This is a genomic window from Rhizobium sp. A37_96, assembly GCF_053521765.1.
On sequence record NZ_JBNWDS010000005.1, the window covers coordinates 181,744 to 204,225 of the forward strand.

18 protein-coding genes are annotated in these 22,482 nt (G+C 59.9%); 13 read left to right on the plus strand and 5 right to left on the minus strand.

Annotated features, from left to right (window positions below):
• The first annotated feature begins 141 nt into the window (after positions 1 to 141).
• Together ACQZ6J_RS16435 and ACQZ6J_RS16440 are read left to right on the plus strand one after the other, a co-directional pair.
• On the plus strand, positions 142 to 2,856 hold the full coding sequence (locus ACQZ6J_RS16435; RefSeq protein WP_163985676.1) for an ABC transporter transmembrane domain-containing protein: 2,715 nt from the start codon (positions 142 to 144) through the stop codon (positions 2,854 to 2,856).
• 53 nt (positions 2,857 to 2,909) lie between these two features.
• Positions 2,910 to 3,386: a cyclic nucleotide-binding domain-containing protein gene (locus ACQZ6J_RS16440; protein WP_112798757.1), complete on the plus strand. Its 477-nt coding sequence runs from the start codon at positions 2,910 to 2,912 to the stop codon at positions 3,384 to 3,386.
• Positions 3,387 to 3,653: 267 nt separating this feature from the next.
• Here the strand turns inward: ACQZ6J_RS16440 and ACQZ6J_RS16445 are convergent, their stop codons facing one another.
• Complete coding sequence (locus ACQZ6J_RS16445) at positions 3,654 to 4,421, minus strand: FadR/GntR family transcriptional regulator (protein ID WP_163985747.1); 768 nt, start codon at positions 4,419 to 4,421, stop codon at positions 3,654 to 3,656.
• 281 nt (positions 4,422 to 4,702) lie between these two features.
• On the opposite strand from ACQZ6J_RS16445, the gene ACQZ6J_RS16450 reads away from it, so the two are divergent.
• From ACQZ6J_RS16450 to ACQZ6J_RS16480, 7 genes are all read left to right on the plus strand, one after another.
• On the plus strand, positions 4,703 to 5,680 hold the full coding sequence (locus tag ACQZ6J_RS16450) for a substrate-binding domain-containing protein (protein WP_163985746.1): 978 nt from the start codon (positions 4,703 to 4,705) through the stop codon (positions 5,678 to 5,680).
• Between the two features lie 85 nt (positions 5,681 to 5,765).
• Entirely contained in the window at positions 5,766 to 7,295 is a 1,530-nt protein-coding gene (locus tag ACQZ6J_RS16455) for a sugar ABC transporter ATP-binding protein (RefSeq protein ID WP_449084843.1), read from the plus strand.
• Positions 7,296 to 7,307: 12 nt separating this feature from the next.
• A complete protein-coding gene (locus ACQZ6J_RS16460; protein ID WP_163985673.1) occupies positions 7,308 to 8,315 on the plus strand; it encodes an ABC transporter permease in 1,008 nt (335 codons plus the stop codon).
• Between the two features lie 3 nt (positions 8,316 to 8,318).
• Positions 8,319 to 9,224, plus strand: a complete 906-nt coding sequence (locus ACQZ6J_RS16465) for an aldose 1-epimerase (RefSeq protein ID WP_449084844.1) — start codon at positions 8,319 to 8,321, stop codon at positions 9,222 to 9,224.
• A 38-nt stretch (positions 9,225 to 9,262) separates the two neighbouring features.
• Positions 9,263 to 10,891, plus strand: a complete 1,629-nt coding sequence (locus ACQZ6J_RS16470; RefSeq protein ID WP_449084845.1) for a GMC family oxidoreductase — start codon at positions 9,263 to 9,265, stop codon at positions 10,889 to 10,891.
• A 14-nt stretch (positions 10,892 to 10,905) separates the two neighbouring features.
• Entirely contained in the window at positions 10,906 to 12,054 is a 1,149-nt protein-coding gene (dgoD, locus tag ACQZ6J_RS16475) for a galactonate dehydratase (RefSeq protein ID WP_449084846.1), read from the plus strand.
• A gap of 14 nt (positions 12,055 to 12,068) precedes the next feature.
• Positions 12,069 to 12,848 (plus strand): SDR family oxidoreductase, encoded by a 780-nt coding sequence (locus tag ACQZ6J_RS16480; RefSeq protein ID WP_449084847.1) that lies wholly within the window; start codon positions 12,069 to 12,071, stop codon positions 12,846 to 12,848.
• A gap of 29 nt (positions 12,849 to 12,877) precedes the next feature.
• On the opposite strand, the gene ACQZ6J_RS16485 is transcribed toward ACQZ6J_RS16480, so the two are convergent.
• Both ACQZ6J_RS16485 and ACQZ6J_RS16490 read right to left on the minus strand, forming a co-directional pair.
• A complete protein-coding gene (locus tag ACQZ6J_RS16485) occupies positions 12,878 to 13,882 on the minus strand; it encodes an ABC transporter transmembrane domain-containing protein (RefSeq protein ID WP_449084963.1) in 1,005 nt (334 codons plus the stop codon).
• Entirely contained in the window at positions 13,879 to 14,001 is a 123-nt protein-coding gene (locus ACQZ6J_RS16490) for a hypothetical protein (RefSeq protein WP_281411020.1), read from the minus strand. The genes ACQZ6J_RS16485 and ACQZ6J_RS16490 overlap by 4 nt, the downstream gene beginning before the upstream one ends.
• 258 nt (positions 14,002 to 14,259) lie before the next feature.
• On the opposite strand from ACQZ6J_RS16490, the gene ACQZ6J_RS16495 reads away from it, so the two are divergent.
• Positions 14,260 to 15,252 (plus strand): zinc-dependent alcohol dehydrogenase family protein, encoded by a 993-nt coding sequence (locus ACQZ6J_RS16495; protein ID WP_449084964.1) that lies wholly within the window; start codon positions 14,260 to 14,262, stop codon positions 15,250 to 15,252.
• A gap of 30 nt (positions 15,253 to 15,282) precedes the next feature.
• On the opposite strand, the gene mgtA is transcribed toward ACQZ6J_RS16495, so the two are convergent.
• Both mgtA and ACQZ6J_RS16505 read right to left on the minus strand, forming a co-directional pair.
• Positions 15,283 to 17,805 (minus strand): magnesium-translocating P-type ATPase, encoded by a 2,523-nt coding sequence (gene mgtA / locus ACQZ6J_RS16500; protein WP_449084848.1) that lies wholly within the window; start codon positions 17,803 to 17,805, stop codon positions 15,283 to 15,285.
• Positions 17,806 to 18,069: 264 nt separating this feature from the next.
• A complete protein-coding gene (locus ACQZ6J_RS16505) occupies positions 18,070 to 18,990 on the minus strand; it encodes a LysR family transcriptional regulator (protein WP_449084849.1) in 921 nt (306 codons plus the stop codon).
• Positions 18,991 to 19,091: 101 nt separating this feature from the next.
• Here ACQZ6J_RS16505 and ACQZ6J_RS16510 point away from each other — a divergent pair, with 101 nt between their 5' ends.
• From ACQZ6J_RS16510 to ehuB, 3 genes are all read left to right on the plus strand, one after another.
• A complete protein-coding gene (locus ACQZ6J_RS16510) occupies positions 19,092 to 19,886 on the plus strand; it encodes an alpha/beta fold hydrolase (protein WP_449084850.1) in 795 nt (264 codons plus the stop codon).
• 225 nt (positions 19,887 to 20,111) lie between these two features.
• On the plus strand, positions 20,112 to 21,437 hold the full coding sequence (locus tag ACQZ6J_RS16515; RefSeq protein ID WP_449084851.1) for an LLM class flavin-dependent oxidoreductase: 1,326 nt from the start codon (positions 20,112 to 20,114) through the stop codon (positions 21,435 to 21,437).
• Positions 21,438 to 21,598: 161 nt separating this feature from the next.
• On the plus strand, positions 21,599 to 22,459 hold the full coding sequence (gene ehuB, locus ACQZ6J_RS16520) for an ectoine/hydroxyectoine ABC transporter substrate-binding protein EhuB (protein WP_449084852.1): 861 nt from the start codon (positions 21,599 to 21,601) through the stop codon (positions 22,457 to 22,459).
• Positions 22,460 to 22,482: the final 23 nt, after the last annotated feature.

Sequence of the window (22,482 nt, forward strand, 5' to 3'; positions counted from 1 at the left end):
GGGCGTGGATGCAAGACCGGGCCGTGTTCCCGTTCACACATGGGGCCACATATCCGCAACCAAACCTTCCCGCATCCCTGCAACATCGGTGCCGGCGCCTGGCAGGCGCTGGGCGTTGAATTTGAAAGCCTGCAGTAAGCAATGGAAAAAAGCCTAGCGCGTTATATTTGGTCGAATACCCGGCTGGAGCAGATTTGGATACTGCTTGTCGTCGCGGCTTCGATGATCCCATACTTCCTGTCTTTCGATCTGCCGAAGCAGATCGTCAACGGGCCGATCCAGGGCAAGGGTTTCGAGCATCCCGGCGACACGCAGACTTTCATGCATATCGCCCTCGATATCCCGTTGATCGGTCACATCGAGGTGTTTCAGGGCTTGCAGCTCACCCGCGCGTGGATGCTGATTGCGCTCAGCCTCGTGTTCCTGGCGCTGGTCGTGCTCAACGGCCTCTTCAAGCTTTACATCAATACCTACAAAGGCCGCCTTGGAGAGCGGATGTTGCGACGCATCCGCTTCGAGCTGATCGATCGCGTTTTGCGGTTTCCGCCCGCTCATTTCAAGCGCGTGAAGCCGGCGGAAATCGCCACGATGATCAAGGATGAGGTGGAGCCGATGGGCGGCTTCACCGGCGATGCCTTCGTGCAGCCGGCCCTCCTCGGCGGTCAGGCCGTGACCGCGCTCGTTTTCATCATCATGCAGAATTTCTGGCTCGGCATGATTGCCGCGGCCATCGTCGCCGTGCAGGCGATCGTCATCCCCCGTATGCGCAAGCGGCTGCTGGAGCTCGGTCGCCAGCGCCAGCTGACGGCGCGCGAGCTTTCCGGCCGCGTCGGCGAGATCGTCGACGGCATCGGCACCATCCATGCCAACGATACGACGAACCTGGAACGCGCCGATATCGCGCACCGCCTGGGGCTGATCTTCTCGATCCGCTACGATCTGTATCAATGGAAGTTCATGGTGAAGTTCATCAACAACTTCCTCGCACAGGTCACGCCCTTTCTGTTCTACCTGATTGGCGGTTTCCTCGCCCTGCAGGGCCGGCTGGACATCGGTCAGCTTGTTGCAGTCATCAACGCCTACAAGGATTTGCCCGGGCCCCTCAAGGAACTGATCGACTGGGATCAGTCGCGCCAGGACGTTCAGGTCAAGTACAATCAGGTGGTCGAGCAGTTCAGCGTCGATAATCTGATCGATGCCAAGATACAGGTCGTGTCCCATGCGCCGGCGGGGCGCATCACCCATTCCCTCGTTGCGACCAATCTCACCGTCGTCGATGATAGCGGCGCGCGCGTACTCGATCACGTTTCGGTGGAAATCAGTCCTGGAGAAAGGGTAGCGATCGTCGGCGCCAGCGGCGCTGGCGGCGAGTATCTCGCCGAAGCATTCGGGCGCCTCATATGGGCCGACAGCGGGCGTGTCTCGATCGACGGTCGCGATATTCTGGAATTGCCGGAATCGATGACAGGACGGCGCATCGCCTACGCTTCATCCGAGACATTCTTCTTCCATGGCACCTTGCGCAGCAATCTGCTCTACGCCCTCAAGCACGCCCCGCTCGTCCCTCCGGTCTATACCGAAGATGAGACCAACAAGGCTAAATGGCGCGTAATCGAAGCGAGGCGCGCGGCCAATCCGGAATTCGACCTCAACAGCGATTGGGTCGACTATGCGGCGGCGGGCGCGACAGGGCCGGACGACATCTATTCCGTGATCCGCCCGGTTCTCGATGCCGTCGCCATGTCCCAGGATATCTTCGACATGGCGCTGCGCTCGAATGTCGATGCGGCGGCACATCAGGATCTGACGTCGCGCATCGTCGAATTGCGGCAGGCGTTGCGGCTGCGGCTCGACGAAGAGAAGCTCGAAGATCTCGTCGTTCCCTTTCAGTTCGATGCCTATAACCCACAGGCGACGGTCGGTGAAAATCTGCTGTTCGGCACGTTGAAGCGGCCGCAGATGACCAATCGCAAGCTGGCTGCGCATCCCTACTTCCAGCAGATATTCGCCGAAACCGGGCTCGTGTCCGATTTGTACGATATGGGTCTGGAGATCGCCGAAAACGCAGTCGAGCTCTTCACCGACCTGCCGCCGGATCATCCGTTCTTCCAGCAGCTGACCTTCATGACGGCGGAAGACATCCCCACCTACGAAGCGCTGCTGCAGAAGCTGAACGGCAAGGGCTATGAGGCGGCGGCGGATGACGAGCGGGCGGCCATCATCCGCCTCAGCTTCTCCTATATCGAACCGCGCCATCGTTTCGGTCTTTTGACGCAGGTGCTGATGGAAAAGATCGTGCAGGCGCGCGCGAAGTTCTATGAGAATATTCCGGCGGATCTCGCCAGCGTGATCGAGCGCTACGATCCGGAGCGCTTCACCGCTTCCGCGACGTTGATGGACAATGTGCTATTCGGCCGTATCGCCCATCAGCAGGCCAATGCGCCGGAGCGCATCCATCAGATTATGTATGATGTCTTCGGGCGTCTCGGCATGCATGACAGCGTCCTGTCGATCGGCCTGGATTTCGATGTCGGCTCCGGTGGCAAGCGCCTGACGAATGTGCAGCGCCAGAAGCTCAATCTCGGTCGTGCGCTTCTGAAGCGGGCAGACTATATCATCTGCAATCGTCCGCTGCCGGCGCTCGATCATCGCGTCCAGGATCAGATTGCGAGAGCGATCCTGGGCAAGCTCGACAGCGACGGCTATGCCCCGGCGATCGTCTGGGTGCTGTCCAACCCGAGCTTTGCGGAATTGTTCGACCGCGTTCTGGTCTTTGACCACGGGAGTCTTGTCGAAAGCGGGTCCACTACCGATCTTTTAGAGAAAAACGGTATGTTCAAAGAACTGTTATCGTAATATCCTATCTCGACAGTGGCGTCTGGGGCCGAACACTGGGGGTACCGAAGTTCATGCTTCTGAAGGATGAAGTTGAAATGCTGAAGCGGGTGCCGATTTTTTCGCGCATCGCGCCTGCGAAATTGAAGCTTTTGGCGTTTACGTCAGATCGCGTCAGCTACAATGCTGGCCAAACCCTGTTTCATCAGGGTGATCAGGGCGATGCGGCCTATGTTGTTCTTTCCGGAACTGCTGATATTCTCGTCGATAGCCCAGCCGGCGAAATCAAGGTTGCCGAAGTCGACCTCAATTCCATCGTCGGCGAAATCGCCATCCTTTGCGACGTCTCCCGTACCGCCACCGTCAAAGCCACCTCCAGGCTGGAAGCACTGAAGATCAGCAAGGAGCATTTCCTGAAGCTGCTCAGCGATTTTCCGGAAATGGCCGTCGAAATTATGCGCGTGCTCGCCGACCGCCTCAACCACACGACCTCGGAGCTTACGGCCGTCCGCAGCCGGCTCGATCAACCGCAGCCGATGTCGACGCATTGAGATCGCGCTACCCGGCGCCTTTGCTTTCAGGCCGTCTTTTCCAAAGACATCGATGCCATTCGCAGCGCGATTGAACAGCCGTGCTCAAACGATTGTTTCGAAGGTCCGACCGACAAGCTGAAAATAGCGAAGCGGCAAATGTACGGGCTGGCGAACATCGATATCCTCCATGCCCGTCTGGTCGTACCATCCTGCCCAAACATCATCGAAAGTGCGTCTGATCTCTTTTTGGAAGCCGATACGGCTTGAAGAAGGCCCCCGGGCAGCTCATGGAGTTCCATCTGAAACGATGCCTGCTTTGCGCAGCGCATCGGTAATTTCGCTGCGGGCAACGCCGATCAGTTGTTCCATCGCGTAGCGCGCGGCTTCGGGCCGGCGCATCCTGATCGCTTCCAGCACTTCGTAATGCTTGAGGATCGCCTGCTCGTGAGACTGGCTGGCCCGGTTCGTCAGACGGAAGCTCGCAAGCAGCGCGGCGCGGATGGCGCTGCCGAACTGCCGGAATACCCAGTTGCCGCTCGCATCGATGATGGCCGTATGGAATTCGAGATCGGCGCGGCTCCAGGCTTCGTTGTCGCGCGAATTGGCTTCCACCATATCCTCGAAAGCCTTCGATATCTGCGAGAGCTGCCGCGCTGTGGCATTGGCCGCGGCATGCGCCGCCGCCGCCGGCTCGAGCAGCTGGCGCGCATCGATCAACGACGTGTAGAAGGTCTTGTCCGCGCCCGCCGACAACATGACGTCAAGAACCAGCGGGTCAAGATAGTTCCAGTTCTCCCTTGGCAGGACGGTCGTGCCCGCTCGCGTGCGCGAGCGCACCAGGCCGAGAGCGGAGAGATATTGCATCGCTTCCCGTAGGCTGGTGCGGCTGACGCCAAAGCGCTCGGTCAGCTCCGCTTCATTGGGCAAGGTCGACCCCTCAGCGATTTTTCCCGAGACGATCTTTTCCACCAGATCGTGAAGCAGGGCTTCGCGCACGCTGCGTTTCCCACGCGCTGCGATCGGCTCTCCGTCCTCGGTGAGCGGCTTTCCCATCAACGTCACACTCGTTCCTCCCCATTTCAACCGCGACAAAATTCCGTCACACGCGGCAATAGTCAAGCATACATTCGCTATAAATAAATACGATTTATTTTTGGGTATGTCGCCATGTTTCTTGGCCTGAAATGCTAATATAGGCAAATTTGCCAAATTTCCTGGAAATAAATCGTATTTAAGTTGACATTTGTATGACGCTCAATATGGTGCGGACATCCGAGGGGAGGCGGCAGCCGCTTCTCGTCGTGTAAGATGACCACGCTTATTGGGAGGAAATGATGAGTTTCGTCACGCGCGCCGCGGCGGCGCTAGCAATTATAGCTGCATCCAGTGCCGTTCCCGCCTTCGCTGATAACAAGGACCTGAAAGTCGGCGCCATCTATATGGATGCGCAGGGCTTCTATGCCGGCGTCCGCAAGGGCATTCAATCGGGTGCGGCGGATGCCGGCCGCAAACTCGACGTTATCGAGACCAACGCCCAGGGCGACGTCAGCAAGGAGTCGTCCTTCATCGACTCGCTGATCTCGGCCGGTGTTCAGGCGATCATCGTCTCGCCTGTCTCGGCCGACGGCTCCTACCGCGCGATCCGGCGCGCGCATGATGCGGGCATTCCGGTCGTCTGCTACAATACCTGCCTCAACGACCAGGACATGAAGGACTATGTCTCCGCCTATGCGGTCGGTGATCCCTACGACTTCGGTCACAAGCTGGGCGATGCCGCCGGCGATTATTTCCTGGCCGAAAAGAAGGATGCGCCGAAGATCGCCGTCCTCAATTGCGAATTCGTCGAAGTCTGCGTAACGCGCCGCAAGGGTTTTGAGGATGCGCTGAAGAAAAAGGTTCCGGGCGCGCAGATCGTTGCGAACCAGGAAGGCGCCATTCTCGACAAGGCGGTCTCGGTCGCAAGCACCATGCTCTCGGCGAACCCGGATATCGATGCATTCTTCGGCGAAGCCGGTGGTGCGACGCTCGGCGCCGCCCGTGCGGTCAAGAGCCAGGGCCGTGTCGGCAAGACAGTCGTTTTCGGCGGCGACATGACGACGGAGATCGCTCAAGAGCTGGCGGACTTCACGGTCATCAAGGCGGTGGTCGATATTTCCGGTCAGGGCCTCGGCAAGCTTGCATTGGCCCAGGCGGTCAAGGCGATCGACGGCAAGGCGCCGGCCGATATCAAGGTGCCCTATGATATCGACCTCTACAAGTCGTCCGAGGATGGCAAGGCCTGGCTTGCGGCGCATGCCGACGGTATCCCGTGAGCAGCCGGTAGTTCCCGGTTTCTAGCGTAACAAGGTTGCCGCTGGATCCATCTGGCGGCATCTTTCCTTTGAGTTGGAGAACTCGATGATTTCTGCAAACCCTTCCAACGCGGTCGGGGGTCGGCGCATCATCGCCTCGGTCCAGGGGGCGACGCGCCGATATCCCGGCGTGCTCGCTCTGGACAACGCGACGTTCGAAGTGGCGGCGGGTGAGGTGAGGGCGCTGCTCGGCAAGAACGGCGCCGGCAAGTCGACGCTGATCCGCATGCTGACCGGCGCCGAGATCCCCGATAGCGGCACGGTCACGATCGATGGCGCGCCGTTGACGCATGCCGGCTCCAGCCGGGCGCAGGAAGCCTTCGAAAAGGGTGTCCGGGTCGTCTATCAGGAATTGAGCCTCGTGCCCGGCATGTCGCTGGCGGAAAACCTCTTCCTCGGCCGCTGGCCACGCAAGGGCGGCGTCATCCAGTATAACCAGATGGAAGCCGAGGCCGCCGAGGCGATGGGCCGCCTCGGCCTGGACCTGCCGCCGAGCCGGCTCGTTGCGGGCTTGAGCCCCGCCGAAAGGCAGCTCCTGGAAATAGCCCGCGTGCTGGTCGGCAAGCCGAAGATCGTCATCCTCGACGAACCGACGAGCTCGCTTGCCGCCGCCGAAGCCGAAAAGGTGATGAGCGCCGTCACGCGCATAGCCTCGGAAGGCATTGCGGTGATCTATGTCAGCCACCGCATGAACGAGATTCGGCAGATCGCCCATTCGGCAACCGTGATGCGCGACGGCCGCATCATAGACACCGTCGACGTCAAGGGAGCCGAGACGCGTGAGATCGTGCGCCTGATGCTTGGCTCGGAGGCTTCGCAGGCAGCCACGCTTCAAACGCGCAGTCGCGACAAGATCGTTCTGGCCGTTCGAGACCTGGGGCTGGCGCCGAAACTTTCCTCCGTCTCCTTCCAGCTGAAGGAAGGCGAAGTGCTTGGTATCGCTGGTCTCCTCGGCTCCGGCAGAACGGAGTTGCTGCAGGCAATCATGGGTGTGCGGCCCTTCGATCACGGTCATGTCGTGATCGAAGGTACTGAGGTGAATACGCCGCGCTACAAGCAGATGGTGGCGCGCGGATTCGGCTATACGCCGGAAAGCCGCAAGGAAGAGGGTATCGTACCGCTCCTCGGCGTCGACGAGAATGCGCTGGCAACGAATTTCTCGGCGGTCAGCCGCAACGGCATTCTCTCCAGCCGGCTGATGGCCGAGGCGACGCGCCGGGTCATCGAGCGTCTGCATGTCAAGACTGCAAGAACCGACACGCCGATCGGAACTCTGTCCGGCGGCAACCAGCAGAAGGTCGTCATCGGCCGCTGGGTGCATGCCGGCAGCCGCGTGCTGTTGCTCGACGAGCCGACACGCGGCGTCGATGTCGAAGCCAAGGCGCAGATCTATGCGATCATTCGCGAACTGGCGGCCGACGGCCGCAGCATCATTTTCGTATCCAGCGAAATAGAGGAGCTGCCTCTTGTCTGCGACCGGGTCCTCGTTTTGAGGGACGGGACGCTGCAGGAGGAGTTCACCTTTCCGAATATCGATCAGGACGCCGTCATGGCCGCCTGCATCACCGGACATTGACGGAGGTCTCTCATGTCACTCGATCAGACGGCAAAATCCGCGCCGGCCGCCAAGGCCAGCAAGGGCGGCTTCAGCTTCTCCCAGCATATGAACGAACTCAGCCTGTTCATAGCCATCATCGTTCTCTACGCGGTCTTTACCTCGACCGCGAACGGCTTCCTGTCGTTCAACAACCAGATCAATATCCTGCGGGATGCCGCGACGATCGGTATCGCGGCCTGGGCGGCGACGCTGATCATCATCGCCGGCGAAATCGACGTCAGCGTCGGCCCGATGGTCGCCTTCATCTCGGTCATCCTTGCCTATCTCCTGCAGTGGCATGTGCCGACACCGCTTGCCTTCGCCTTGGCAATCGTCTTCGGCGCCGCGCTCGGCTCGATCGCCGGCATCCTGCGGGCCTATTTCGACGTTCCGTCCTTTGTCGGCACGCTTGGCCTTTGGAGCGCGCTGCGCGGCACGGCACTGTTCATCACCGATGCCCTGCCGGTCTCGATCGGCCGCAACGATATGGTCGATGCGCTGGATCGCTCCGTATTCGGCATTCCGCCGGCTGCCATCATCATGCTGGTGCTTTTCGCGCTGTTTGCCTTCATCAGCCGCAAGACCGCGTTCGGCCGATCTGTATTCGCCATCGGCGGCAATGCGCATGCAGCCTTTCTCAGCGGCATCAGCGTTTCCCGCATTCGCGTCGCACTCTTCGCCATCGCCGGTGCCATGGCGGCAATTTCGGGCATTCTTCTCCTCTCGCGTCTCGGCTCGGGCAATGCGACCGCTGCGACGGGTCTCGAATTCGACGTGATCGCGGCTGTCGTCGTCGGCGGCACGTCGCTCTCCGGCGGGCGAGGCTCGATGCTCGGGACGTTGCTCGGCGTTCTCGTGATCACGCTGATCGGAAACGGTCTCGTCCTGCTCGGCATCAACCCGTTCTTCCAGCAGGTCGTGCGTGGTCTCATCATTGTCGTTGCGGTCCTTGCCAATATCCAGGCGATCAAGCGCAGCGCGTCGCGAAACAAGGGTTGAGACATGACGGTCGTCGCTATCGAGAATGGAGCGCTTTCCCTACGCGTTTCGACGGAAGGCGGTATCGTCCTCGGCTTCTGGCGGGACGGAGAAGGCGGCCGTATTCCGCTGCTGCGTGAAGCGCCTTCGGATGCTTCCGACGCGCTGTCCTCCGGTTGCTATCCGTTGATTCCCTTCGGCAATCGCGTGAGAGACAACCGCTTCTCGTTCGGCGGCAAGGATTATTCCTTCGAGCCGAATACGGATTGGGATAGGCACTATCTGCATGGCGAAGGCTGGCAGTCGTCCTGGTCCGTGATCGCGCAAACGGCAAGCGCCGTCGAACTCGCCTTTTCTCACCATGGCGGCGGAACGCCTTACGTCTATGACGCGAGGCAATCCTTCTCCCTTTCGGATGGAACGCTCGAGATACGGATGACCGTGGAAAACAAGGGTGATGTCGCCCTGCCTTTCGGCATCGGCTGGCATCCCTATTTCCCGCTGACGCCCGCAACCGCCTTGTCTGCACCGGCCAGGAAATTCTGGACGGAAGTCGAGGGGTGGCTCCCGGGAGAGGCAACGGCCATTCCGGACGATCTCGATTTCTCGTCGCCGGCGCCCCTGCCAAACCGCTGGGTGAACAATGGCTTCGAAGACTGGTCGGGAGAGGCGCTGGTTTCCTGGCCGGAGCGCGGAACGCGGCTTCATCTGACGGCGGATCCGCTCTTCAAACACGCTTTCATCTTCGTTTCCGACACGGCATTCGATCCCGCGTTCAAGCGTGATTACTTCTGCTTCGAGCCGATGTCGCATCTGGCGAACGGCCATAACCTTCCCGGACTTGGCGATCTCACCATACTGGAGCCTGGGGCGAAATTGACCGGAGCAATCCGTCTTCGCCCGGAAACGATCCCGGTCGCCGACGTTTAATTCATCTTCCCGCAAGGCTGCGGACTTCGGAGCGTAGAATGTCTGACAGAAGTCAGTTCGATTACATCATCGTTGGCGGCGGCAGCGCCGCCTGTGTCGTTGCCTCCGAACTCGTCGGCAAGGGAAAGGCACGCGTTTTGCTGCTGGAGCGCGGCCCCGCGAAGGCCAACCCCATCATGCATTTTCCGGCCGGCTACATGAAATTCCTGGCCAAGGACACCTATCTTGCCATGCACAAGACGAAGCCGCAGCCGCAGCTGGACGGCCGTGGCCCGATCGTGCCGCAGGGCAGGGTTCTTGGCGGCGGCAGCACCGTGAACGCCATGGTCTATATGCGCGGCCAGGCGGCAGATTACGATCGCTGGAACGCGGCAATCACATCGCCCGGCGCCAACAATGACGGCGCCTGGTCCTATTCGGACATGCTGCCCTACTTCAAGGCGCAGGAGGACAACGACCATCTCGGCGGAGAATTCCATGGCGTCGGCGGTCCGCTCAAGATCTCGCATCTCGGCCATACGAGCGCGATGACGCGCACCTATGTGAAGACGCTTCAGGGCATGAGAATTCCCTACAATCCGGATTTCAATGGCGCCCATCAGTTCGGCGTCGGTTTCATGCAGCATACGATCGACTGGGTCACGCATCGTCGCTGCAGCGCGGTCGATGCCTTCCTGCGACCGGTCATGGACAATCCGCTGCTGACGATCGAGACGGGTGCCACGGTCACCGGCCTCGGGATGCAAGCCGACCGGGTCGCTTCAGTTGATTATGTTCAGAACGGCAGCCGTAAATCGGCGACTGCCGGCAAGGAAGTCATCCTGGCTGCCGGGGCCTATCAGACGCCGAAACTGCTGATGCTTTCCGGCATCGGCCCGGAGGACGAGCTCAGCCGTCATGGTATCAAGACGAGGGTCGCGCTTGCCGGCGTCGGCAAGAACCTCCAGGATCATTACGAATGCCCGGTCGTCGCTACGACCAAAGGCTCCTTCGGATACTATGGCCAGGATCGCGGCTGGCCGATGATCAAGGCCGGTCTGCAATATATGATGTTCAAGACGGGGCCGGTATCGACGACGGGGGTAGAGACCTGCGCCTTCTACGATCCGGAAGGCAATAACGACGAGCCGACGATCCAGATGTTCTGCGTGCCGACTGTCTATCTGGACCGCGACGTCATGGGAACCGATCCGGGTGACGGCGTCACCATCAACTCGCTGCTCCTGCGCCCGAAGGCGCGCGGTTCGGTGACGCTTTCCTCGGCCGATCCTTTCGCCGATCCGATCATCGACACCCAGATCTTTGGCCATCCCGACGACTTGCGCGTGACGATGGCGGGCTTCCGTTTCGCCCGCACCGTGCTTGCCGCTTCGCCGATGCGCGAGCTGATCGACAAGGAGATCTTCCCCGGCGTCGAGGTGACAAGCGACGAGGCGATTGCCGCTCATTGCAAGCGCACGGTCAAGACCGGCTATCATCCCGTCGGCACCTGCAAGATGGGTCACGACGAAGACACCGAGGCTGTGCTCGATGCAACGCTGAAGGTGCGTGGCACACGCGGCCTGCGCGTCGTCGACGCCTCGCTGATGCCCGCCATCGTCAGCGGCAATACCAATGCCGCCGTTCTTGCCGCCGCCGGCAAGGCTGCCGACCTCATTCTTGCGTGACCGGGAGAATATCGATGAAGATCACGAAACTGACGACCTACATCGTTCCGCCGCGCTGGATGTTCCTGAAGATCGAAACCGACGAGGGCATCGTCGGCTGGGGCGAGCCCGTGGTCGAGGGTCGCGCGCTGACGGTGCAGGCGGCCGTGCACGAGCTGGAAGACTACCTGATCGGCAAGGACCCCTTCCTGATCGAGGACCATTGGACCGTCATGTATCGCGCCGGCTTCTATCGCGGCGGCGCCATCCACATGTCGGCGCTCGCCGGCATCGACCAGGCGCTGTGGGACATCAAGGGCAAGGCCTTGGGCCAGCCGATCCATTCGCTGCTCGGCGGCCAGGTGCGCGACAGGATCAAGGTCTATTCCTGGATCGGCGGCGACCGCCCCTCCGACGTCGCCAACAACGCCAAGGAGGTTGTCGATCGCGGCTTCAAGGCGATCAAGATGAATGGGGCCGAAGAGCTTCAGATCGTCGACACCTACGAAAAGATCGAAGCCATCATCGCGAATGTTGCCGCCGTGCGGGAGGCCGTCGGTCCCCATGTGGGAATTGGCGCCGATTTCCACGGCCGCGTCCACCGGCCGATGGCCAAGGTGCTCGCCAAGGAGCTGGAACCCTACAAGCTGCTCTTTATCGAGGAGCCCGTTCTCTCCGAGAACCGCGAGGCGCTGAAGGAAATCGCCAACCATTGCTCGACGCCGATCGCGCTCGGCGAGCGCCTCTATTCGCGCTGGGACTTCAAGTCGGTTCTGTCGGACGGCTATGTCGATATTCTTCAGCCGGACCTCTCCCATGCCGGCGGCATCACCGAATGCCGCAAGATCGCCGCGATGGCGGAAGCCTATGACGTGGCGCTGGCGCCCCATTGTCCGCTCGGCCCGATCGCCCTTGCCGCCTGCCTGCAGGTCGACGCCGTCAGCTACAATGCCTTCATCCAGGAACAGAGCCTCGGCATTCACTACAACAAGGGCAACGACATCCTCGACTACATCTCCAACAAGGAGGTGTTCCAGTATGCCGACGGTTTCGTGTCGATCCCGCAGGGACCCGGCCTCGGCATCGAGGTGGACGAGGCCCATGTCATCGAGCGCGCCAAGGAAGGCCATCGCTGGCGCAACCCGGTCTGGCGTCACGAAGACGGCAGCGTCGCAGAGTGGTGAAGGGGAGCGGCAACATGTCGGGACGATTGGTTGGCAAGAGAATATTCGTGACGGGTGCCGCCCAAGGCATCGGCCTCGCGATCGCCAAGGCCTTCCTGCGCGAAGGCGCTGCACTTTTCCTGGTCGACAGGGACGCGGCGCTGCTTGCAGAGCAGGGTGAAACGCTGAAGCAGTCCGGCGGCAAGCTCGGCTATCTGGCCGCTGACATAACCGACGCGAAAATGATCGCATCGACCGTGGCTCAGGCAGCCGTCGAGATCGGGCCGATCAATGCTCTGGTGAATAATGCCGGCGTGAATGTCTTCTCGGAACCGCTGGAGACCAGCGACGAGGAGTGGAACCGCTGTTTCGACGTCAATCTCAAGGGGGCTTGGAACTGCTGCAAGGCGGTGCTGCCCGGCATGATCGAGACGGGAGGCGGCGTGATCCTCAACATCGCCTCGACCCATGCCTTCACCATCATTCCCCACACCTTTCCCTACCCGCTTGCCAAGCACGCATTGCTTGGCATGACGAAGTCCCTCGGGCTTGAATACGCGCCGCGCAATGTCAGGGTGAATGCCCTGGCGCCAGGCTATGTTGCGACGCAGAAAGTCATCGATTACTGGAACGGCTTTCCTGACCCTGCCGCAGCCAGGGCAGAAACCATGAAGCTCCATCCCGGCGGCCGCATCGCATCCCCGGAGGAAATCGCCATGGCCGCCGTCTTCATGATTTCGGACGAGTGCCCCTTCATGAACGCCACCTGCCTGACGATCGACGGTGGCCTCAGCGTTCAGCAGCACCCAGCGTAAGGTTTGCCTCTGTGCTCGGGAGGGGCATTTCAAGCATTCGCTGTAGCGGGGACAATCTGAGCGGAATTGAATATGAGGCGGTACTTGACCTGTGTTACGCGCAGATCGCGATACCAGTTGACAAGATCACCCCAGGGATCGTTTATTTTCGACAGGCCGGATACGAAAGCGACGACCGTCCCGATCTCGGTCTTCCCGGTGACCACAAAGTAGCCTCCCATCGCGAAGATGCCTGCGTAACCCATCTGCGTCATCAGATTCATCATGAAATTCATCGTGAACTTGATCTTGTAGATGCTCATGTTGATCCGGAAGACATTTCCGATGCGCGACGCCTGAAGGCCGTCTGTGTCAATTGCGTGCCCCATCTGGACAATGTCTTCGCTGACATTGCGCATGATGTTGATCTTCTTGCCGACGCGTCGGTTGATCGCCTCCTGCATGAACGGGACGAAGCCACTTTGAGGAAGAAAGATCGTGACGACGATGATCGTCATAAGTGGTTGCAAATAGACGAGGTAGCCGCAAACAGCCGTCAATATCCCGATCTGCAGCAAGGGCTCCGAAATACTCGTGCCGACGAAGCCACCGACGGGCTCAGCTTCGGCCAGGACGATCGAGAGCTGCACGCCTTCGCTGGTCATCATGGAGCTTTCCTCTTTCAACGCTCCCGATGTCTCGAATACCTGTAGACGCAGCCACCGGATAGCCGTCTCTCCGATCCAGCTGCTGTAGACGTTGAGGACAAGTTTCACGCTTCCCTCAATCAGAGCCAAAAGCACGTATGCCAGCACCAGAAAGGCGATCGTCCGATAAGAGCCATTGTATGTCGCCGCGTTCACGATCCGTCGCTGTATCTCCAGCGGTATGGTTCCCGCCGTAAAGAGCAGGACGGACAGGATCGCGGTGGCGAGCTGGTGCCATCCCGAAGCCCGAAAAACGAAGCCGTACAGCGTTCGGGGAAGATTGATTTTCCTCGGCAACCGGCCTGACGTCGTGGCTTTTGAATCGCTAAATGGCTTTGGGAAGGTCATTGCGTTGCCGATTTCTCGAGCGCTGTCTGCCGGCCGGTGTCGGCAATCGGCTTCACCCATAGAATTCCGATGATCGTGGCGATCATGACGATCAATATGACCAGCAATAGTTTTTGCAATGATATGCTCCTGAACTGCGACGCAACCTGCGCTGTTCGCGGACGTTTTCACGTTCTTGACGCGCGCGCGTTGACCGGCGTCAAAGCCGAAACATCGTTTGTGTGGGAATAGAAGGCTGGTACATTAATCCGTTCGCCGAAGTCGCTCAGTGGCGGAAAAGTTGCTTGAAACGTAGACGGCTACGGCTGCGTCGGTTCCCGGCCTTTTCTTCAGATATCGAGCTTCGAAGCGACCCTCAATTTCGATTGGCTCCGCTCATGAAAGCAATGGTTCTTCAACAAATCGGGAAACCGTTGGTATGTGTCGAACGCGATGATCCAAGGCCAGGCCCGGGCGAACTGAGGATAAAGGTCGAGGCTTGCGCCGTCTGCCGCACCGATCTTCACGTTGTCGACGGCGACCTCCACGATCCAAAGCTTCCGCTCGTGCCGGGCCATGAGATCGTAGGTATTGTCGATGCCGTGGGCCGCGACATCGAAAGCGCCAAGCTCGGTCGCCGCGTCGGTATTCCCTGGCTTGGTCACACCTGCGGAACATGCGCTTTTTGCCAAATGAAGGCCGAGAACCTGTGTGACCGGCCGCTATTCACCGGTTATACCCGCGACGGCGGTTTCGCGACGCATGTTGTGGCCGATGCGGCTTTTGCGTTCGAGCTCGATGCGGACGCCGATCCGATATCGCTCGCACCGCTTTTGTGTGCGGGATTGATTGGCTGGCGTTCGCTCAAGAAGGCCGGCGACGGCAAGCGCATCGGTCTCTTTGGCTTCGGTGCCGCCGCGCATATCCTCACCCAGATCTGCATCTGGCAAGGTCGGGATGTCTACGCGTTCACACGCCAAGGCGACCGGGCCGCGCAGCAGTTTGCAATGGAGCTTGGCGCGACATGGGCCGGCTCGTCGGAGGAGAGCCCGCCGGTTCCGCTCGACGCAGCCATCATTTTCGCACCCGTGGGCGATCTGGTGCCGTCTGCACTGAAGGCGGTTCGCAAAGGTGGTGTGGTCGTGTGCGGCGGAATTTACATGAGCGATCTACCATCCATGCCCTATGCCATTCTTTGGGGCGAACGCGAGCTGGTTTCGGTCGCCAACTTGACGCGCGCGGACGCCGAAGAGTTTTTCCCCATCGCCCGGCTGGCAGGCGTGCGAACCCACACGACGGCCTATCCGTTGGAAAGAGCCAACGAGGCGCTCGCCGATCTCCGCGCCGGGCATCTTGTCGGTGCCGCGGTCTTGGTGCCGGAAGCAAGCTAGAGCGGCTCCGCGCCTCCTGCCGCATCGTCATCACTGGCGAAAATAGTATCGTTTCACCAGTTCGAGCGTGGCTGCGTAGATTGCCGAGATCGCAATGAGCCCCGCCATCAACGAGGTCGGGAGCGGCGTGAAATCGAATATGCCGGCGACCTGGGGAAAATAGGGCAAGCCGAGGGCAATGAGGGCGATGAATACCGTCGACCACAGGAGCAGGGGACCCGGCCTGTCTTTCCAGGCAGCCATGGTTGTCCGGACGATAAGCATGGTCACCAGCTGCGTAATCAGCGATTCCACAAACCAGCCCGTGCGGAACTGGTCCGTCGTCGCATGCATGCCGAAAAGCAGAAATGCGAACGTCACAAAATCGAACAGCGAGCTGACCGGACCGAAGAAAAGCATGAAGCGCTGGATGCTGCGGATGTCCCAGCGCCTCGGGCGCAGCACCTGCTGCGGATCGACCCTGTCCGTTGCAATTGCCATGGATGGAATGTCGGCAAGGAGGTTGTTGAGCAGGATCTGCTTGGCGAGCAGCGGCAGGAACGGCAGGAATAACGAGGCGATCGCCATGCTGATCATGTTGCCGAAGTTCGCGCTCGTCGCAATCGATATGTATTTCATGGTGTTGGCAAAGGTTCGCCGGCCGTCGTCCACACCGCGAATCAGAACGTTGAGGTCCTGCTGAAGCAGTATGAGATCAGCGGCTTCGCGGGCAACATCGACCGCACCATCCACGGAGATGCCGACGTCGGCCTCGTGAAGCGCCGGGGCGTCATTTATGCCGTCGCCCATATAGCCGACCACATGGCCGGAACGGCGGAGCGCCTTTACGATCAGTTCTTTCTGATTGGGATCGATCTCGACGAACAGATCGGTTTTTGGCGCGCGGGCAAACAGGGCATCGCTGCTCATCGACGCCAATTCTTCACCGGTCAGAATCTGCTTTGTACTCAGGCCGATTGTTTCGGCCAGATGCTTGACGATGTAGCGGTTGTCGCCGGATATGATCTTGATGTCGATGCCACGATGTTTCAATCCGGCCATCGCATTCTTGATGCCTGACTTCGGAGGATCGAGAAAAAGCAGAAAGCCCTCGAGGCACAATTCGCATTCGTCATCGACGTCGTAGGACGTCCTGGCTTGAGCGAAGTGCCGGGTAGCGATCGCGATGACCCGAATGCCGTCCTCGCCCCATTTGCGATAACTTGCTTCGATTGCCGTACGCATCCGGTCATCGAGAGGCTCGGCTGCGGTGCCGGCCTTGATCGAAGTGCAGACGGAAAGGATGTTGGCAACCGCGCCCTTGCAGACCATCATCGTATCCTGGCCGGCCTTGTCGACGACGATCGATAGCCGCTTGCGCATGAAATCGTATGGAATCTCGTCCTTCTTCACGAAGTCCTTCAGACGCGCGTCGATCTCGCCGGATAGCAGTATGGCATCATCCAGCGGGTTTTTGAGGCCGGTTTGCAATGAGGCATTGAGGGCGGCGAGCAGATGGACCTCGTCAGAATGTATGCCGTTGGGATCGACGCAATCGTCGAGCTTTATGATGCCTTCCGTCAGCGTGCCGGTCTTGTCCGTGCACAGCAGGTTCATGCTTCCGAGATTTTCAATGGCGTCGAGCCGGCGAATGATGACGCCGCCGCTTGCCATGCCCCGCGCGCCGCGGGCGAGCGTCACGCTGATGATCGCCGGCAGCAGCTCCGGGGTCAGGCCGACGGCCAGTGCCAGAGAAAACAGCAATGAATCAATCAAGGGCCGATGCAGCAGCAGGTTGGCGACCAAGACCGCAATGACGATCATCAACATGATCCGGGTCATCAAATAGCCGAAACGGCGTATGCCTCGCGAAAAATCCGTTTCGGGCGTCTGTTTCGCGATTGCGCCGGCGATGGCCGCGTACTCGGTGCGTCCACCCGTGTCGACCGCGACAACGGTTGCCGTGCCGCTGCGAACCGAGGTGCCGGTAAAGACGCAGTTGGATCTGGCGGCGATCTGGGCATCGGGCGGGCAGATGCCGGCCATCTTGCTCACCGGGAAAGTCTCGCCTGTAAGGGCGGCCTCGCTGACGCTCAGGTCGCGTGATGAAAGGATTACGCCATCGGCCGGCACGAGACTGCCTGCCGCCAGCCTGATGATGTCGCCCGGGACGATGGTGCTCGCCGGGACGAGGGATTCCATCCCGTTCCTCAGGACCGTTGCGGACAGCGAAATGCTTTGCTTCAGTGCCAGCAGCGCCTTCGTCGCCCCGTATTCCTGGGAAAAGCCGAGCAGGCAGCTCGCGAGCACGATGGCGCTTATGATGATGGCATCGTGTATTTCCCCGACCAGCGACGATACCGTTGCAGCAAAGATTAGAATGAGAACGAGGGGGCTCAGAAATTGCCGTATCAGAATGTGAAGGGCATTCGTATGTTTCGGAGCGCCGATCGTATTCGGACCGTGGCTCCCCAATCGGGACGTTGCCTCTTCCGCCGAAAGACCTGTCGGTCGTGATTCAAGATCGCGGAGCAGAATGTCTTCGGCCTTTGACCAGTAGGCTGAGGCCGGCATCGTCGTATCCCGGGTTGCTGAATCCTGATTTTTAAGCGGAGCGTTCATGTCATTTAACCCTTCAAGCTCAGCCGACACTAGCGGGCGTATGCTCCTGCTTCATTGACACCGGTCAAGAGCCACGATTTGCCGCCATCACCCTATTGCAGCTCGGACTACGAGCATGGCGCGTAACGCCGCCAGGTAAAACCTGGTCCTGAGTGTCTCTCTCCATTCAACGGAAAGCATCGCGCCATCAGGCCCCGGGATCAGACGGTGAATGCGTCACAGGGTTGAGTGGATCTCCGTTGCTCGGAAAATCGGCGCTTCTCGCTGGATATAATCCCAGAGCCGATTGGAGACCGGCCCTTGTGGCTGGTCGCGGCGGCGAGCCGCGACCAATTCCTCTGTTCTGCCAGGTAGATGGCGACCGGCAATCGATTGCAGGCGCCCGTCGCCTAGTTCTTCCTCGATCAGGAAGCGGGGCATGTGCCCCCATCCGAGGCCTTGCAGGATGATTTCCTTCTTCATGCCTTGATCGGCCACCATGCATTGCGGCGCGCCTTCGATCATGAAGTAATCCCGTTGCACCGAATGGCGAGCCGTGTCCCGCATCACGCACTGGGTGAGCGTGTACATTTCATTCGGGGTGATGGGCTGTTTGATGCCCTCCGGCAAAAATCCCGGCGCCACGACAGGAATGAACGGCACCTCGCACAGGTCCACCCATTCCACCCGCGCGTCGCTCTTGTCGACCCAATGGAGAATGAGATCGGCTTCCCCATCAACAAGCCGCTCCCATGGGCCGCCGACCGCTTCGAAGTGCAAATGCAGTCGCGTGCCGGGGCATTGCGCGAAGAACCGCCCCAACATACCCAACGCCTGTGGGCGCGGGCACAGATCGCCGATCACCACATGGATTTCGCTTTCCTCGCCCATTGACAGCTGGGTGGCGTGGACACGCAGGTTTTCCAACTCGCGCAACAGCGATTGGGCTCGGCGATGAAAGGATAGGCCTGCCGCGGTAGCGCGCACGCGATACCCGCTGCGATCCAGAAGAACAAGGTCCAGCTGCCGCTCCAGCTTGGCGACCGCAGCGAAAACCGCCGGGTGCGAGCGATGCAGCATGGCCGCTGCAGGCTGAAAGCCCCCGGAGCGGACGACGGCATCGAAGCATTGCAGATCGTGTAGCGTGAACTCGGCCATGTCGGATTTTTCTACAGAGTTTGTCCTATCTTTGTAATATCACTAACGGCAACCCGAAGCTACGTTCCCTCATCGCTACTTCAAAAGGAACGTCTTTCCCCATGAGTGAATTGAATTCCGTAACCATCGGTGATGGCACCGTTATCGCCTATCGTTTTGACGGGGACGCCAGCAAGCCGGTGCTGGTGCTGTCGAATTCCATCGCCACCACATTGCGGATGTGGGACGGCCAGATCGACGAGCTGTCCAAGCATTTCCGCGTGCTGCGCTATGACTTTCGTGGCCATGGCGGATCAAGCACACCGGCCGGCGCCTATTCGCTGGCGCGGCTTGGCCGCGACGTCATCGAGATGCTCGATGCGCTCGGCATCGAGCGCGCCCACTTTCTCGGCCTGTCGCTGGGCGGCATGGTCGGCCAGTGGCTTGGGGTCTGCGCACCTGAGCGCATAAACCGTCTTATCCTCGCTAACACCTCGTCCAATCTCAGCCCGGCAAGCTATATCGACGAGCGGATCGTCGCGACGCTTCGCGCGCCGGACATGGCGGAGAATGCGGAGGCCTTCCTGGCCAACTGGTTTCCCGCTGACATGGTCGCGGCCAACGGCCCCGTCATCGAGGAATTCCGCGCCATGCTGCTGGGTATCGACCGGCAAGGTCTGGCGGGCCTTTTTGCAGCGGTCCGCGATTTCGATTTTCGCCGCATCGTGACGCTGGTCTCGCCGCCGACCCTGGTGATCGCCGGACGCTACGACACGGTAACGGCCCTCAGCCATAGCGAACACATCGCCGCATCCATACAAGGAGCAAAGCTGGTCGTGCTGCCGGCGGTGCATTTGTCAAACGTCGAATACCCGTCCGAGTTCATCGCAAACGTGCTCGATTTTCTTCGGCAATAGACCACGCAGTACAGCGTGGCCGCGCTTCGGTCGGCCGTTTCGGCACGCAAACCTCGCGGCCACGCTCCCGTGGACCTCTCCCCAAGGCATGATGAGCATGCCTCATCTTATGCTGACGATTTCGAATTTGCCGATCCAGGCGCAAGAAAATAATTGTCTACCAGTTCACTAGACAAAAGCTGCGGAATCGACCGCCGCGTCGTAGCGAAAAGGGCCTGGATTGATATGGGTGCTCCCCGGAAACTGGTGCTTGGTGCATTTCTCCAGACACCGTCCCAGCATACTGCGGGCTGGCGGCACCCGAGAGCCGATGCTGAAGCCAGTTTGGACATTGACGCGCAGATTGCATTTGCGCGCACGGCGGAACGGGGTCTGTTTCACGCGATCTTTATCGCAGACACTTTGCCGTTTCCGATGGTACTCGATCCCGAGGTCCTCAGCTTCAGCTCTCGCGTGGTCGACTTCGAGCCCATGACGTTGCTGTCGGCGCTTTCGATCGCGACGAAACACATCGGCCTGGTTGCGACGCTATCGACCACCTATTTTGAACCCTATGCCGTAGCCCGACAGTTCGCGTCGCTCGACCACCTTAGCAAAGGAAGGGCGGGTTGGAACGTCGTGACATCTTCGAACGGCGCCGAGGCATTGAACCACAGCCGTGACCGTCATCCCGAACATTCGCGGCGATACGAGCAGGCAATCGAATTTGTCGATATCGTGAAAGGCCTATGGGACAGCTGGGACGACGATGCCTTCGTTTTCGACAAGGCCTCCGGCAGGTTTTTCCTGCCTGCGCATCTGAACGTCCTCAACCATGTAAGTGAAAGATATAGAGTGCGGGGGCCTCTACCGGTGGCGCGTCCGCCGCAGGGCTATCCAGTCATCGTGCAGGCCGGCTCCTCCGATGCGGGCCGCGCGGCGGCCGCGGGTTTTGCGGACGTCGTCTTTACAGCGCAATCGGATCTTGCCGGCGCGGTCGATTTCTACACGGACATGAAGTCGCGCGCCGCTGCCGTCGGACGCAATCCAGATCATCTTCTGATCCTGCCGGGCGTTACCCCCGTTGTCGCACCGACGCGCGCCGAAGCTGAGAAAAAATACAGAGAGCTTCAGGAACTCATCCATCCCGTCGCCGGGATGGCCATGCTGTCGGCCGCGGCCGGCACCGATCTTTCTGGATTTTCACCGGAAGACCGGCTCCCGCCGCTGCCGGAAACCAACGGCGACAAGACCCGGCAGGCGCTGCTGGTGGAGCATGCCCAGAAGACGGGCAAAAGCATCCGGGAACTCTACCGATGGCTGGCCTCCGGCTACAACACCGTCGTCGGGACACCGGCGGATATCGCAGACCAGTTTGAAGAATGGCTCGACAGCCGGGCAGCGGACGGCTTCAACGTTCGCTTTTCCTCGCTTCCCAACGATCTCGACGACTTCGTCGAACTTGTCATTCCCGAGCTTCAGCGGCGAGGCCTGTTCCACCGGGCTTATGAGGGCACGACGCTTCGCGAAAACCTGGGTCTCCCGCGGCCGCTGAGCCGATATGAAAGCTGAATCCTCTTGAAAGGGTGCGTTAGCGCCGGGTGCGCCGGCCACGAAGCGACGTCATCTGATATCGCATCCGCCCTGACAATTTCCCACCGCCGCCGACCACGGGCAAGCCGGCCGGATGGTGATGCACAGATAGCAAAGTCAATGAAGGAAGAGAGAGACCGATGATAAGGAAGCTGTTCGCACTGGGCGCATACGTTGCATGGACATTGGGAGCTTTAACGACGTTGGCTTCGGCCGATACAACGCTTCAGAGAATCGCAAACGGAGGTGTCGTCAAAGTCGGATTTGCCAACGAAAAGCCCTATAGCTTCAAGCTGCCGGACGGATCGCTCGCCGGGCTTGACTACGAGCTTGCCCGGGCGGTTTTTGCAAAGCTTGGCGCCGGCGGGGTCGAGGGGGTTGCAGTTCAGTTCGGATCGCTCATACCCGGGCTGAAGGCGGAGCACTTCGATGTTATTGCCGCCGGCCTGTTCATCCGCCCGGCAAGATGCGCGGAAATTGCTTTCGCCGAGCCTCATATTAAAATCGCGGATGCCTTTCTCGTTCAGAAAGGCAATCCAAAGAATATTCATAGCCTGGATGATGTCGTGAAGAATCCCGATATCAAGATCGCCACGCTTCAAGGCTCCGCTTCCATCAAGACATACGAGCAGCTCGGCATACCGGACAGCCAGCTTTCGATCTTCCAGGATTTCTCCGAGGACCTTTTCGCCCTCAAGTCAGGCCGCGTCGATATCATCGGAAGCACCATTTTTGCCGCGAACGAAATCGTCCAGGGAGACGGCGGCAAAACCTTGGAGCGCGCAACACCCTTTCTCCAGCCCGTAATCGACGGCCAGCCGTCGGTGAACTATCTCGGTTTCGGTTTCCGGAAGGAGGATGCGGACCTCGTTCAGAAATTCAACGAGGCGCTCGCGGATTTTCGGAAGGATGCGGGATATCGGCAAATTCTCGCCAAATACTCCGTGACGGAGGCCGATGTTCCTCCGCGAGACGTAAAGCTCTCGGATCTATGCAAGTGATCCGATCCATCGCCGCGTCCGAA

Bases quoted from the DNA above. Each gene is read 5' to 3' on its own strand.
- ACQZ6J_RS16435 (WP_163985676.1), top strand. From the start codon at position 142: ATGGAAAAAAGCCTAGCGCGTTATATTTGGTCGAATACCCGGCTGGAG.
- ACQZ6J_RS16440 (WP_112798757.1), top strand. From the start codon at position 2,910: ATGCTTCTGAAGGATGAAGTTGAAATGCTGAAGCGGGTGCCGATTTTT.
- ACQZ6J_RS16445 (WP_163985747.1), bottom strand. From the start codon at position 4,421: ATGGGAAAGCCGCTCACCGAGGACGGAGAGCCGATCGCAGCGCGTGGG.
- ACQZ6J_RS16450 (WP_163985746.1), top strand. From the start codon at position 4,703: ATGAGTTTCGTCACGCGCGCCGCGGCGGCGCTAGCAATTATAGCTGCA.
- ACQZ6J_RS16455 (WP_449084843.1), top strand. From the start codon at position 5,766: ATGATTTCTGCAAACCCTTCCAACGCGGTCGGGGGTCGGCGCATCATC.
- ACQZ6J_RS16460 (WP_163985673.1), top strand. From the start codon at position 7,308: ATGTCACTCGATCAGACGGCAAAATCCGCGCCGGCCGCCAAGGCCAGC.
- ACQZ6J_RS16465 (WP_449084844.1), top strand. From the start codon at position 8,319: ATGACGGTCGTCGCTATCGAGAATGGAGCGCTTTCCCTACGCGTTTCG.
- ACQZ6J_RS16470 (WP_449084845.1), top strand. From the start codon at position 9,263: ATGTCTGACAGAAGTCAGTTCGATTACATCATCGTTGGCGGCGGCAGC.
- dgoD (WP_449084846.1), top strand. From the start codon at position 10,906: ATGAAGATCACGAAACTGACGACCTACATCGTTCCGCCGCGCTGGATG.
- ACQZ6J_RS16480 (WP_449084847.1), top strand. From the start codon at position 12,069: ATGTCGGGACGATTGGTTGGCAAGAGAATATTCGTGACGGGTGCCGCC.
- ACQZ6J_RS16485 (WP_449084963.1), bottom strand. From the start codon at position 13,882: ATGACCTTCCCAAAGCCATTTAGCGATTCAAAAGCCACGACGTCAGGC.
- ACQZ6J_RS16495 (WP_449084964.1), top strand. From the start codon at position 14,260: ATGAAAGCAATGGTTCTTCAACAAATCGGGAAACCGTTGGTATGTGTC.
- mgtA (WP_449084848.1), bottom strand. From the start codon at position 17,805: ATGCCGGCCTCAGCCTACTGGTCAAAGGCCGAAGACATTCTGCTCCGC.
- ACQZ6J_RS16505 (WP_449084849.1), bottom strand. From the start codon at position 18,990: ATGGCCGAGTTCACGCTACACGATCTGCAATGCTTCGATGCCGTCGTC.
- ACQZ6J_RS16510 (WP_449084850.1), top strand. From the start codon at position 19,092: ATGAGTGAATTGAATTCCGTAACCATCGGTGATGGCACCGTTATCGCC.
- ACQZ6J_RS16515 (WP_449084851.1), top strand. From the start codon at position 20,112: ATGGGTGCTCCCCGGAAACTGGTGCTTGGTGCATTTCTCCAGACACCG.
- ehuB (WP_449084852.1), top strand. From the start codon at position 21,599: ATGATAAGGAAGCTGTTCGCACTGGGCGCATACGTTGCATGGACATTG.